The 12,774-nt window shown below is 67.6% G+C and carries 13 protein-coding genes; 4 read left to right on the top strand and 9 right to left on the bottom strand.

All coding sequences use genetic code 11. The features are described from left to right. Positions 1-53: 53 nt before the first annotated feature. Genes AB4061_RS24895 through AB4061_RS24880 form a run of 4 tightly spaced genes read right to left on the bottom strand, consistent with a single transcriptional unit; the run spans position 54 to position 3,085 of the window. Positions 54-416 carry a DUF3325 domain-containing protein gene (locus AB4061_RS24895; protein WP_441638489.1) on the bottom strand — a complete coding sequence of 121 codons (363 nt, stop codon included), beginning with the start codon at positions 414-416 and terminating at the stop codon, positions 54-56. Then, positions 413-2,059 carry a PepSY-associated TM helix domain-containing protein gene (locus AB4061_RS24890; RefSeq protein WP_441638487.1) on the bottom strand — a complete coding sequence of 549 codons (1,647 nt, stop codon included), beginning with the start codon at positions 2,057-2,059 and terminating at the stop codon, positions 413-415. The genes AB4061_RS24895 and AB4061_RS24890 overlap by 4 nt, the downstream gene beginning before the upstream one ends. Next, the gene (locus tag AB4061_RS24885; RefSeq protein ID WP_441638485.1) at positions 2,056-2,346 is read right to left on the bottom strand and encodes a DUF3649 domain-containing protein; all 291 of its coding nucleotides are present in this window, start codon (positions 2,344-2,346) and stop codon (positions 2,056-2,058) included. The genes AB4061_RS24890 and AB4061_RS24885 overlap by 4 nt, the downstream gene beginning before the upstream one ends. A gap of 16 nt (positions 2,347-2,362) precedes the next feature. Next, the gene (locus AB4061_RS24880; protein ID WP_441638483.1) at positions 2,363-3,085 is read right to left on the bottom strand and encodes a cobalt ABC transporter substrate-binding protein; all 723 of its coding nucleotides are present in this window, start codon (positions 3,083-3,085) and stop codon (positions 2,363-2,365) included. Positions 3,086-3,378: 293 nt separating this feature from the next. Between AB4061_RS24880 and AB4061_RS24875 the strand changes: the two genes are divergently transcribed. After that, the gene (locus AB4061_RS24875) at positions 3,379-4,233 is read left to right on the top strand and encodes an H-NS family nucleoid-associated regulatory protein (protein WP_441638481.1); all 855 of its coding nucleotides are present in this window, start codon (positions 3,379-3,381) and stop codon (positions 4,231-4,233) included. 90 nt (positions 4,234-4,323) lie between these two features. Here AB4061_RS24875 and serA read toward each other — a convergent pair whose 3' ends face one another. Beyond that, positions 4,324-5,535, bottom strand: a complete 1,212-nt coding sequence (gene serA / locus AB4061_RS24870; RefSeq protein WP_174424696.1) for a phosphoglycerate dehydrogenase — start codon at positions 5,533-5,535, stop codon at positions 4,324-4,326. Positions 5,536-5,884: 349 nt separating this feature from the next. Here serA and AB4061_RS24865 point away from each other — a divergent pair, with 349 nt between their 5' ends. Together AB4061_RS24865 and AB4061_RS24860 are read left to right on the top strand one after the other, a co-directional pair. After that, the gene (locus AB4061_RS24865; protein ID WP_441638478.1) at positions 5,885-6,853 is read left to right on the top strand and encodes a Bug family tripartite tricarboxylate transporter substrate binding protein; all 969 of its coding nucleotides are present in this window, start codon (positions 5,885-5,887) and stop codon (positions 6,851-6,853) included. Between the two features lie 48 nt (positions 6,854-6,901). After that, entirely contained in the window at positions 6,902-7,822 is a 921-nt protein-coding gene (locus AB4061_RS24860) for an SMP-30/gluconolactonase/LRE family protein (RefSeq protein WP_441638476.1), read from the top strand. Positions 7,823-7,843: 21 nt separating this feature from the next. Here AB4061_RS24860 and AB4061_RS24855 read toward each other — a convergent pair whose 3' ends face one another. Continuing rightward, complete coding sequence (locus AB4061_RS24855) at positions 7,844-8,587, bottom strand: hypothetical protein (protein ID WP_441638474.1); 744 nt, start codon at positions 8,585-8,587, stop codon at positions 7,844-7,846. 55 nt (positions 8,588-8,642) lie between these two features. Continuing rightward, positions 8,643-9,683 carry a S1C family serine protease gene (locus tag AB4061_RS24850; RefSeq protein ID WP_441638472.1) on the bottom strand — a complete coding sequence of 347 codons (1,041 nt, stop codon included), beginning with the start codon at positions 9,681-9,683 and terminating at the stop codon, positions 8,643-8,645. A gap of 236 nt (positions 9,684-9,919) precedes the next feature. Between AB4061_RS24850 and AB4061_RS24845 the strand changes: the two genes are divergently transcribed. After that, positions 9,920-10,204, top strand: coding sequence for a YjfB family protein (locus AB4061_RS24845; protein ID WP_441638470.1), 285 nt, complete (start codon positions 9,920-9,922; stop codon positions 10,202-10,204). Positions 10,205-10,265: 61 nt separating this feature from the next. On the opposite strand, the gene AB4061_RS24840 is transcribed toward AB4061_RS24845, so the two are convergent. Both AB4061_RS24840 and AB4061_RS24835 read right to left on the bottom strand, forming a co-directional pair. After that, the gene (locus tag AB4061_RS24840) at positions 10,266-12,182 is read right to left on the bottom strand and encodes a sensor histidine kinase (protein ID WP_441638468.1); all 1,917 of its coding nucleotides are present in this window, start codon (positions 12,180-12,182) and stop codon (positions 10,266-10,268) included. Between the two features lie 135 nt (positions 12,183-12,317). After that, positions 12,318-12,716, bottom strand: a complete 399-nt coding sequence (locus AB4061_RS24835) for a hypothetical protein (protein WP_441638466.1) — start codon at positions 12,714-12,716, stop codon at positions 12,318-12,320. Positions 12,717-12,774 lie beyond the last annotated feature (58 nt).

Below are 12,774 nucleotides of genomic sequence, written 5' to 3'. Positions count from 1 at the left end.
GGGTGAGATGTGCTTGCTGCGCGCCTGATCCTGTTCGCAGGCCCCAGAGATGGCTAGGCGGGCATCGCGCCCATCGTCAGCAGCCCGCATCCGCCCAGCATCCCTGCCCAGCGGGCGGCGCGTACCGCGATGGCCGGCGCGTAGCTGAGCAGCAGCACCAGCACGAGCGCGCCGAGCGTCAGCGTGCCGATCCATGAGACGCTGCCCATCGGCCAGCCTTGCTGCTGCACGCAAGCCGCCAGGGCAAGGGCCAGCGCGGCCCAGCCCAGTCCCTGCAGGCGCAAGCGCGCGGCGGGCGAAGGCGCGGCGCCACGGCCGTGGCGATCGGCATAGTGGCGGTCCAGCGTCTGGCTGAGCGCGGTGAAACCGCTATAGGTGAGGGCCAGCGCGGTGAGGAAACCCAGGCTTGCGCTCATGCGGCTCCCTTCGCATCGCTGGACGGCATACCAGTGCCTTTGGCCGGCGCCGGGCGCCGCGCGGGCACGCGCGCCTTGGCGCGCCGCCCCAGGATATGCGCTGCCGCGCCCAGCGCAATGCCCAGCGCCAGCACCGTCAGGTCGAACCCCGCCACGGCAGCAGGCCCCTGGCCTTGCAGCAGCGTCGCGCCCAGGTGGGTCTGCGTGGTGAAGGCGTTGAGCACGGGAATGGCAGCGAGCATCAGCGCGCCGGCCCAAAGTTGCGCGCGCCACATGCCGCGCGTCGGCCGCACCTGCGCCAGCACGGCTGCCGTGCCCCAGGCGATGAAGAAGGCATGGATCTCCGCGTCGGGGCGGTGCGGCATGCCCACGGGCAGCAAGCGGTTGGCCCAGAAGTACGCAGCAAACGCGATCGGCAGGCCGGCAATGGCGCCGAGGTTGAGCGCGTCCACCAGCCGCAGGCCGAAGCTCGGGCGCTCGCCGGCCGCCAGTGCCTTGGCCTGGCCTTGGCGCGTTTTTACGCCCCACAGCAGCGCGCCGGTGGCCACCATGACGCAACCTGCCAGCCCGCTCACGAAGAACAACGCGCGCAACAAGGGCCCGGCGAAATGCGCCTCGTGCAGGCCCACCATCACGCCGCGCGTCTGGTTGGCCGCGGCGGGCGCGTCTCCAGTGGCTGCGACCAGCGCGCCGGTGACGCCGTTAAAGCGCATCGACGGCGCATTGGCGGACAGCGAGCCTTCGGTGCCGCGCGACACCGTGATGGTGGCGTTGGCATCGCCGGGCAGCATGATGGCGACGCGGCCGGGCTGCGCGCCATCCCAATGGCGCATGGCTTGTTCCACCAGCGGGGCGACCGGCGTCAGCGGGGCCGCGCGCCCACTTGGCTTGCCTTGCGGCGCGCGGCCGAAGGCCTCGTTGTTGAAAGCCTGCTGGTTGCCCTCGTACGCGGTCTGGATGCCCCACGGCATGTACATGAACATCAGCGTGACCAGTCCGGTGTAGGTGATCATCAGGTGGAAGGGCAGCGCCAGCACGGCGGTGGCATTGTGCGCATCGAGCCAGGAGCGCTGGCCCTTGCGCGGCCGGAAGGTGAAGAAGTCCTGGAAGATGCGCCGGTGCGTGATGATGCCGCTGAGAATGGCCACCAGCATGAACATCGCGCAAAAGCCGATGATCCAGCGCGCCCAGATCGCCTGCATGAAGTACAGGTCGAAGTGCAGGCGGTAGAGGAACTCGCCACCGCGCGTGTCGCGCACGGTTTGCAGGAAGGCGCCGGTGGCGGGATCCAGCGTGCGGCTCTCGAAGCGGCCGCGGCCGCCTCCGATGCCTGAGGCCGGCGCGCCGGGTGGGCGCATCCACAGCACGTTTACCGCGGGGTTGCGCGCATCCGGCAGGTTGATGAACCAGCGGGGCGAGTCCGCGGCGTTGCGCTGCAGGTAGGCTACCGCACGGCTGGCGGCTTCGGCGCTGGACACTGGCGTGGCGGCCGAGCGGTGCAGCTCGGGCTTCATCCACAGCGTGATCTCGTCCTTGAAGTAGCTGGCGGTGCCGGCGCAGAACACCAGCAGCAGCACCCAGCACACCAGCAGCCCGGACCAGCTATGCAGCCAGGCCATCGATTGGCGCAGCCCGGCCCTCATGACGCGCTTCGCAAGGCAGCCAGCATGACGCCGAGCACCGCGGCAGGCACCGCCACGCCGGCCCAGGCGCGCCACGCGCTGCCGGCGGCGAACACCCACAGCACCGCGCACGCATATAGCGAGAACGACAGCAGCGTGGCGGTCATCACGGCCTCGTCCGGCGGCATGGGCATCACCACGGCCAGCAGCCCGGTGGCCACGGCCGCGAGTACATAGCCGCCCCCGATGGCGGCCACCACGCGCGAGGCAACGCCGAGGCGATAACGGCCGGTCTGGCTCAACCCCATGACAAGCGCTCCCTTCTTACTTGTTGGGCGCGGCTGCCGGCACTGCGGGTACCGCGGCCAGGCCATCGCCCTGCGTCAGCGACAGGGTGGTGACGTAGCTGGCGATGTCGTACGGCTTGCCATTGCGCTCGCCGGCGGTCTTGTCAACGTGGTGCACCTCCAGCACGTAGGTGCCTTGCCACGGCTGCGCCAGGCGCACGATGCCTTGCTCGTCGGTGCGCAGCTCGCGGCCCCAGCCGGACTGCACGGCCACGCCCACTTTGGCCTTGGGCAGCGGGCGGCCGGCATAGACCACCTGGTACTCGCCGGCGCGGCCAGTCGGCACGATGTCCAGCGCGAGCCTGGGCGTGACGGCGGTGGTGGAGCCAGCACCCAGCAAGCGAGCCGCCGGCGTCCAGGCGGTGCGGATCACCTTGTCGCCGTCCTTGCGCTCCAGCACCGGATAGCCCGTGTCCTGCGCAACGATGGTCTCGCCCGCGCCTGCGCGCCCCGAGAGCACGAAGCCGTTGGTGGTCTTGTCCGCCTTGAGGGGTTGCTCACCCCTGGCCGTTACCAGCACGGCGGTGGGCTGCACGAACCGGTCCAGCAGTCCCGGCGAAACTTCGCGCAGGTTCTCGTTGAATTCGCCAAAATACAGTTGGGCGGCCGCTGGCGTTTGCTCCAGCCAGACCTGGTGGGCCTGAGCGGTGCCGCTCAGTGCGGCGCCGCAAAGCAGGGCTGAGGTGATGAGGCGATTCATGGGCGATGCATCCTTTCAAGACGGGGGCCTGGCAGTGCCGTGTTGCGCACAGGCCGTTGGCTGGGACGGCCGGCAAATCGTGGCCGCCGAGTCGCATATGATAATCGTTCTCATTTATCTTGTGTGGATTTTGCGTGATGGCGGAGCGTGGGGGCAGGCTATGGACGCAGGCCGGCCGACGCCCCCCGGAGGCGGATTTGCGGTCATTGAGGGGGTGCAGGAAAGGGGTCTTTGGCCCGGCTTTTGCGTCCGGATTCAAGGCTTGGGGGGGGCCGGTCCCGCGCTCGGCTATCATGTGCGATCCTCAGGATCTTCAGTGTGCGGCCAGCGCCGCATCCGCGACCGTTTCCCCGCCTCTTCTACCTGCATTTATTGTGTCTTTTGCCATGCATTCTTCTGATCCCGCCGACGTCAAGAAAGTCGCCGCCATTGTCTGGATCCGCGTCCAGATGGAGCGGCTCGGCATCTCCATGGATGAATTGGAGGCGGCAGGTTGTTTTGACTGGGAGGCGGCGCCCGCCAGGGCACCGGCCGAGGAACCCATCGTCGAGGAAAGTGAAATGGATGTAGATGTAGCCCAGGCGCTGTTGCCCGCAGGACCGATCACGGCACCGCCCGCGCTGTTGCCTGCCGGGCCAATCACCGCACCGCCGGTAGTAGCGCCTGCGCCATTGCGCAAGGCCGTAGCGCGCAAACGCGTTCCTGCCCCTGTCAGGCAATCAGCGCCGCCTGCTGTGCCGGTCGCATCGCCGGTCGCAACTCTGGAAGCCGCGCCTGTCGTAGTTGCGGTGGCAGTCGCCGACGCCGTGCCCGCGGAAAAGCCGGCCGCCGTAGTGGTTGCCGAGCCGGCGGCAACCCCGGCTGCCGCTCCTGCGCCTGCACGGGTGACCATGTCCGTGCCCGCGCAGAAAGCGGGAGCCGTGAAACCAGCGGCACCTCCAGCGGCTTCGGCACAGGCAGCCGAGGCCGCAGCCGTGCCGGCAGCCGCAGCGGTAGCACCTGCGTCAGCACTGCCGCAGGCGAGCGTCCCCGCACGCCGCTACCGCAATGCGGAGGGACAGGTCTGGGATGGCGTGGGCCCCATGCCCGCATGGCTGCTGCGTGCAGTCAACGCGGGTCAGTCGGTGGAGCATTTCCGGGTGAATTGAAGACAGCGGCCGATGGCCGCTGTCCTGGTCGCTGTCCTGGTCGCTGTCCTGGCCGCTGCCGGCGAGGCAGCGATGGTGCCGCGCTGCCGTTCAGGCCAGCGGGTTAATGATGGTGCGGCAGCGGATAAACGTTGTTTCCGCATCCAGCGCGGCGGCCAGCGTCGGCGAGGGCACCTTGTCGAGGTCGGTCACGACGTAGCCCATCTGGCCATGCGTTTGCAGGTGCTGGGCCACGATGTTGACCCCGTCGCGCGCCAGCAGCGTGTTGAGCGCGGCGAGCGCGCCCGGCGCGTTGCCGTGCACGTTGAGCAGCCGCGCCGGCGACGTTAGCGGGCCGGGGCTCACCTCGGGGAAATTCACCGCGCCAATCGTGTCGCCCGTCCTGAGGAAGGCAATGAGCTTGGTGGCGACTTCCGTGCCGATATTTTCCTGCGCTTCTTCCGTGCTGCCGCCGATATGCGGCGTCAGGATCGCGTTGGGCACGCCCTGCAGCGGGCTGGTGAAGCGGTCAGCGTTGGTCTTGGGCTCTTCGGGGAAGACGTCGATCGCCAGGCCGGCGATATGGTTGTCATCGCACGCCGCGCGCAGCGCTTCGATATCCACCACGGTGCCGCGCGACGCGTTGATCAGGATCGCGCCGCGCCGGAACTGGCGGAGCACGTCGGCATCGATCATCTTCTTGGTCTGCGCGGTGGCCGGCACGTGCAGCGTCACGATGTCGGCCTGCGACACCGCATCCGCCAGCGAGCGCGCCGCGCGCGCCGAGCCCAGCGACAGCTTGGCCTGCACATCGTAGTACACCACGCGCATGCCCATGGCTTCCGCCAGCACGCCAACCTGCGAGCCGATATTGCCGTAGCCGATGATGGCGATGGTCTTGCCGCGCGCCTCGAACGACCCGCTTGCGCCCTTGGCCCATTTGCCGGCATGCGCCAGCGCGTTTTTCTCGGGAACGCGGCGCAGCAGCAGGATCGCCTCCGCGATCACCAGCTCGGCCACGGAACGCGTATTGGAGAACGGCGCGTTGAACACCGGCATGCCGGCGCGGGCCGCGGCGTCGAGGTCTACCTGCGAAGTGCCGATGCAGAAGCAGCCAATGGCCACGAGGTGTTTGGCGGCTTCGATTTCAGCGGCGCCAAGGTGCGTGGCGGAGCGAATGCCGAGAATCTGGTGGGCCGCGGGAGCGCGATGCAGTTCGTCGCCAGCGAGCGCGCCAGTGCGGCGCTCGACGGTGACATGCGCTTCCTTGAAGCGCTCGACGGCGGTGTCATGGATGTTTTCAAGCAGCAGTGCTGAGGTCATGGCGATTGGGTGATGGCGGCGAAGGCGCGAGGTGGGTGCGGCAGCGCGAGGGCATGCGCAAGGTGAAACGTACGCTGCCATGGTAACGCAGGCAGCGCTGCCCAGCCGAACACCCACATTGCCGCCAATGGCAAATCCGTCCCGCCCGGGACGAGGCCCGCTAGGGAAAGCCCCCGGATTGACCGGTGAATCAACGGCTCCTACAATTAATCGGAATGCTATTCCGTCTAATAGAACATCGGGCGCGACAACTCCGGAAGAACGCCCCGCCGCCAAGAGCGGGCGTGAGCCACGCATAGCGAACATCGAACACCGGACATCAATCAGTCAGACATCAATGGAGACAGCCATGTACCACCGCCTTTGCGCCAGCCTTGCCCTGGCAACCCTTAGCGTGGCCACGACCTATGCCCACGGCGCCACCTGGCCCGACAAGCCGGTGCGCATCGTGGTGCCATACACCGCTGGTGGTACCACCGATTTCGTAGCCCGTCAGGTGGCGCAGAAGCTGACCGAAAGCACCGGCAAGTCGTTCTTCGTGGAGAACAAGCCCGGCGCCAGCGGCACCATTGGCACGCTGCAGGTGGCACGTTCCGCGCCCGACGGCTACACGCTGCTGGCCAACGACACCACGTACACCATGTTGCCGTCGCTGTTCAAGGCGCTGCCCTGGGACTACAACAACGACTTGGTGCCGGTGACCACGATTGCGCAGACGCCGGTGATCCTGATCGTGCCCGCGAGCTCGAAGTTCAAGACGCTGCAGGAACTGATCGACTTCGCCAGGCAAAACCCGGGCAAGCTGAACTTCGGCTCGGGCGGCGCCGGCAGCTCCACGCACTTGTCCGCCGAGGTCTTCAAGAAGGACGCCGGGATATCGATCACGCATATCCCGTACAAGGGCGCGGGCGATGCGCTGATGGGGCTGATCGGCAACAACGTGGATATCCTGATCACCGCCACGCCGACCGCGGTGCCGCAGATCAAGGGCGGCAAGGCCCGCGCGCTGGCGGTCACGGGCGTCGTGCGCGTGCCCGCGCTGCCGGACGTGCCGACCTTTGCCGAAGCTGGCCTCAAGGACTACAAGGTCATCAACTGGTTTGGCCTTGCAGCACCCAAAGGCACGCCCCCTGCGCTGGTTGCCAAATTGCAGGCGGAGGTGCACAAGAGCGTGAACAGCCCGGAGGTGAAGGAGCGCCTGGCCAGCATGGGCGCCCAGCCGGGCGGCATTGCGCCGGCGGAATTCGCCAGGCGCATCAAGGACGACACCGCGCTGTGGAGCCAGGTGGCAAAGTCCGCCGATGTGAAGGCCGAGTAAATGGGCAAGCGCCGCCATTGCGCGGCGCTGGGACAACAAGGAACGAACATGTACTTCAGAACGGTGCCCCGGGAGATATCCCTCCAGGTCTTCTCGGCCATGCCCGCGCATTTGCGCAAGACCGGCGTGCGCTCCGAGTGGGCCGATGCCAACAAGGGCGGAGCCTGCATCGACAGCTTCCTGGAGGGGCCGGTCTTTGATCCCGCGGGCAACCTGTATGTGACGGACATCCCGTTCGGGCGCATCTTGCGCATCTCGCCGGCCGGGGAATGGTCGCTGGTCGCCGAGTACCAGGGCGAACCCAACGGCATGAAGTTCCTGAACGCGCGCGAACTGGTGGTGGCCGACTATCGCCGCGGCCTGTTGCGCGTCAACGTGGACACGGGCGAGGTGGCCTCCTTGCTGGGACGGCGCAACGCGGAACAGTTCAAGGGCGTGAACGACCTCGCCATCGCCCGCAACGGCGACCTGTACTTTACCGATCAGGGCCAGACCGGCCTGCACGATCCCACGGGCCGCGTCTACCGCCTGCGTGCCGGCGGGCAGCTGGACCTGCTGCTGGGCAATGTGCCCAGCCCCAACGGCCTGGCGCTGTCCTGCGACGAAAAAGTGCTGTTCGTGGCGGCCACGCGCGGCAATTGCGTGTGGCGCGTGCCGCTGCAGGCCGACGGCAGCGTGTCGAAGGTGGGGCAGTTCTTCACGTTCTACGGCACCAGCGGCCCCGACGGCATGGCCATCGACAGCCGTGACCGGCTGTTCGTGGCGCATGCCAGCCTGGGCTGCGTGTGGGTGCTGAGCAAGCGCGGCGAGCCCGAGGCGATCCTCGCCAGCCCGGCAGGCGCAACCACCACCAACCTGGCGTTCCAGCCCGCCGCTGAGCCGGGGCAGCCGCGCAAGGTGTTTGTCACCGAATCGGAGACGGGCACGATCCTGTTCGCGGATCTGGACGAGGCCGGGCTGGGCGCTTGATTCCGTTGCCGCCCGCGCCTGTCACTTCGGTGGCAGCAGGTCTTGCAGGTCCCGCAGGGTTGCCGCGGTAGCGGGGCCCGCAGGCGCGGAGACGGGTGGCGCCGGGCGGGCCGGGCTGATCGTATTCGTCCTGCCGGCCGGGCCGTTGCCGTTGCCAGTGCCGCCGCCGGCGGCGGCATGCGGCACGGCAGCCGGGTCGAGCCGGCCATTCTGGCCCAGCGCGATCTGCGCGCAGCCGGTGAGGAAGCCGTCCTTCTTCAGGCTGTTGGTGATGTCGATCGCCAGGACTGCAGCGCGCTCCTCGATCGGGATGAGGGTGCCGCCGCGGCTGAATGTGTATTTGCCTTTCCACACCGCGCGGTTCTGCCTGACATCCGTCAGCGTCGTGCCATAGTTGATCGACAGGCGGCCGCCGGACGCATTGACCACGCCCCCGCCGTTGGCGATGGTCAGCACCGTATCGGCGCCGAACGTACGCATCCTGCCGGTCAGCGCGGTCGAGTCCAGCTCCAGCCCCGAGATCTCGTCGTACGCCGATTCCACGCCGCACTGCCGGGTCACCTCGCGGAACTTGGCCGCGAACGCCGCGGAGAAGTCGCTGTTCCACCCCATGCCGGTAGTGCCCAGCACATACATGCGGGTGGGCTTGCCGGTGTAGTCGCTGGCGCGGCTGGTCACGCCGACGGTGGTCGGCGCGCAGCCGCCCAGCAGCATCGACGCTACGGCCAGCGCGGCGGGGGCGCTATATCGATATCGGTTTCCCATGTCTTGTGCCCTGAGAGAAATGGCGAGGCGACCGGTTGCGGCCGGCGCCCGCTTGCTACTTCGTGTATGAAAAGTAATAGGGGCTGGTGGCGGATCGCATCACATAGCGGCCGTCGGCTTCGGTCAGCCGATAGCATGTTTGCATCGCGTTGAAACTCGGGTTGGCCATCTCCAGGCAGACCTGGTTGGCTTCCGGCTCGATGCGGTAGCGCCCGGACGAATAGCCGCGGCTGACGGAATTGGTCACATCCAGGCTGCCGCTTTCCCGGACCTGCATCCAGAGCGTAACGCCGGACGGCGCGATGGCATTGATCCTTCCGAGATGCGTGAAATGGCTGGCCAGCTCGGCCCCGGTCAGTTGCCTGCCCTGCGGGCCGGCTGCAGGCCGGGTCGGGGCGTAGGCCGTGGCGCCCTGGCCAGGCTGCCCAGGCTGGCCAGGCGGGAGCGCCATGGCAGGCGGGGCGGCGGACGCCGTCTCGCTACGGAATTTCTGCAGTGCCAGCGCGGACCGCGCTGGCACTTCGCTGATCCATTGCGCGGGAATGGCAAAATTGATGTTCTGCGCGTCGGTCCGCATCAGGTAGGTAATGCCGACGAGCTGCCCGTCCGTGTTGAACAGGCCGCCACCGCTGGAGCCCGGGGAGATCGGGGCGGTGGTCTGGAGGCGGACGATGCGGTCGCGCTCGTCCTTGTTCAGCGAGGAGAGCAGGCCATCGCTCAGCGTCAGCTCGTAGCCGCGCGGCGCGCCGATGGCGTAGACCTTCTGCCCCACCTTGAGCGCGGCCAGCGGCGCGATCTTTACCGCCGGGGCGGTGAGGCCCTTGGCGCGCAGGATGCAGAGGTCGCGCTCGACATCGGCGTGCACCAGGCTGGCGCCATACGTGACCTTCTCGCGCCGGATGCTGACGGATTTGCCGCTCTTGAGCACGTGGCAGTTAGTGACCAGTTCCTCCGGCCCGATCACCACCGAGCTGCCCAGGCCGAACCGCGTGCCTTGCGCGTCAAAGACGGATACTACCCAGATGCTGGGCGATTCCCGCTCATAGAGTTCGGCCGAATCCAGCGCCAGGCAATCCGTCGAGATGCCAAAAGCCAAACACGAAATAGCGACGCTTCCCGCAATGTTTTGCGCCCGACCCATGATGTTCATTCTGGTGACTGGTTTTGCCGGATTCAGCCGCTATCCTGACGGTGCGGGCTGTCTGGTCTTTCCCCGGCCAGTTCGGCCGGGCTGCCTATGATAAACGTTCCGGATGCCAAGCGGGTGGCCCGCTATTGCGGCCGCCGCGCTAAAGATTCCCGGTTGATGGCCGACAACATGGATGCTGGGAGGTGCGCTTTCCCGCTGGCTTCAATGCCAATCGTAGCTTCAGCCGCAGCTTCAACGGTAGCTTCAATCTCAACCTCAATTTCAACCTGGAAGACCATTCAATGGATATTTCCCTCGTCAGTGCCGCTAGCAACTCGGGCGGCGATCCGGTGCCCACCATGATGCTGCGCAAGTCGCTGGACCTGCAGGCTCAGAGCGTGGCAACCCTGCTGGGCTCGATGCCGCAAGTCAGCGTTCCGGCCAGCAATCCGCCTCACCTTGGCCAGAACATCGACGTCAAGGTCTGATTCCGGTAATCCGGTAACGGAGCTGCCCGCGCCCAGGTTGACATCGAACGGGTGCGGGGAGCTAAACGGCGGAGCCGGGCGGCTGCGGCGCCAGCGCGAACGCCAGCCGCACGGTCGTCCCTTGCGCCGAAGAGCGCAGGTCCAGCGCCGCTCCGATGGCCTCGGCACGCCGGCGCATATTGCCCAATCCCCGTCCGTGCGCGGCAGCCTCGGGCGCAAAGCCGCGGCCATTGTCGTGGATCTCGACGACCAGGGCTTGCTGGCCGGCATCATGGCGCGCCGAGACCCGGATAGCGCTGCCGCCGCCATGCTGCATGGCATTGGAAAACACCTCCAGCAACAGGTAGTGCAGCTCACGCACCCGCTGCGGCGTCAGGTCGTGCAGCGCCGGCAGGCGCGCTACCTGCCAGTCCACCCGCAATCCCGCCGCCTCCAGCCGCGGGCCAAGCCGGTAGCGCAGGTTGCCGAGTACGGTGGCCAGGTCGCCGCCGGTGTCCTGCAGCGCATCGACGGATAGTTTCAGGGCATCCAGCGCATGCTGCAGCTGTTGCTGCAACGTGTGCGTGGAAGGGCTGCCGGAGCGCAGCATGGAGAGCATGCCCACCAGCTGGCTGCCAAGGCCGTCATGGATATCGCGCAAGACCCTGCCGCGCTCTTGCAGGGTGGCCTGCTCGCGCTCCATCTCGCGGGAGTGGCGGTACAGCGCATACAGTTCCTGCTCCTTGCGCGAGACCGCCCTGTCCAGCTTCTGGTTCAGGGCAGCCAGCATGCGTGTGGCGCGCGTGTAGCGGTCGACCAGCAGCCAGCCCATGGTCAGGCTGAAAATCAGCGACACGTAGCGGGTGACGGAGGAGTCCCAGTAGTCATCCCCGATCCACCAGACATGGATCAAATCCAGCATCGAGATGAGCAGGGTGAGGCCAAGGGCGGCGGCAATCGCCGTGCGCTCACGCTCCGGGCGCGTCACGGCGGCGCGGACCAGCACGGCCACGATCGACAGTGCCATCGCAACATTGACGACCACATTGGCCAGCACCATGGCGCGGGTGCTGTGGGCCGCCACCATCAGCGCGATCAGCGGAAGCTTGACGCTCAGGTAGAGCCGCAGCACGCGGCGCAGCCAGCGCGCCTCCAGGCCGGTCACCAGGATGGCGAACCTGGCGGTCGCGTACATGAAGACCGCCCGCCCGGCCAGCACCACCGCGAGCCACGCATCGGGCGCGCCGGCGTCGTCGGAAACGAAGTACTCGGCCAGCCCGAAAGACCAGCCAAACTCGGCGATGGCATATAACCCGAACAGGGGATCCCGCTGGCGCCACCACACCAGCGCCGCCAGGCAAGCTAGCAGCACACTGGCCGCCGCGATGACTATCGGGCCGATGACCTTGAACCAGAGCGCGCGCTGGTAGTGGGCCTCCACCAGTGCCGGGGCACCAAACTCCACGCGTGACAGGCCGCCGCGCGAGCTGGCGCTGGCAGCGATCGTGACAATCAGTTCGTTCTCCGGGCGCAGCAGGTCAGCCGGCACCGGGATCAGCAATGGCTGCTGGCCGGCATAGGACGCCGGGGCCGACAGGCTGCCCGCGTGGGCGAGGCGGCTGCCGTTGAGGCGCACTTCATAGCTATTGGCGGCCCGCTCGATATACAGCGCGGCCATGCCCTGGCGGCCTGGCAAATCCGGGAAGCGCAGGAGAAATCGCGCGCCGCCGGTCTGGCCGGGACGGGACCGGTCCCAGTAGTAAGGCAGCCTGACGGTGGCCGGCGTGCCGTCGCCGGTGATCATGGCGGCCTCGCCAAGGATCTGCGGCTGCCCGGCGGCAAGCGGCGATGTGCCGGGCAAGGCGAGCAGCAGCCAGAGCACAAGCGCTAGCAGCGGCTTTGCGGTGAGCAGGGGGCGGGGCAACAGGATGCGCGCCATCCGCAAGGGGGCGGTAGCCGGCGTGGCGGGGGCGCTTGCCGCCGCGTGGGGTATCACCATGAGCTGGTCTGGGGCTTGGCGCAAGGGTGCGGGATGATGGCCCCGCCGCGCCCATCGTAGCTTTGCGCCGGAGCTCGGTCAATCGCACCGGTTGCGCGGCCCATCGCCGCGCCTTCAGGCGGGATGGGCCGGGCTTCACCCCACCGCGGCCGGCGCGCTCGCGGCGGGCCTGGAGCTGGTGCCGCCAGCGGGTGAAGGCACCCGTTTCAGGCGTTCGGCGTGTGCCGCCTCGGCATGGTTGCCCATGACCTCCAGGCGCAGCAGGATGATGGGCACGGACACCAAGGCACGTTCCAGCGCAACCAGCAACTGCCCGGCCCGCATTTGCGGCATACGGATCTCAAAGCTCAGCATGCACTTGATTGGCGGCAGGCCGAGCGGCATCTGCCGCTCGTTGGCGGGGTACTGGCCGCAGTCGCTGGTGGCGCAACGCATGGCCACGCGCACGTCGGGCACATCGTCCAGCCGCGCGATCACGCTCAGGCGATACAGGCGCCACCGCTGGACGGGCGGCGCAAGGTTGACGGCTTTCATGGCAGCTCTCCTTTGAATTTTGATGCGAGGCAATCGAAGCAATCGAAGCGATCGAAGC

Source organism: Cupriavidus sp. YAF13 (genome assembly GCF_052113425.1).
GTDB lineage: Bacteria > Pseudomonadota > Gammaproteobacteria > Burkholderiales > Burkholderiaceae > Cupriavidus.
This window is presented reverse-complemented; position numbering and strand designations above follow the sequence as displayed.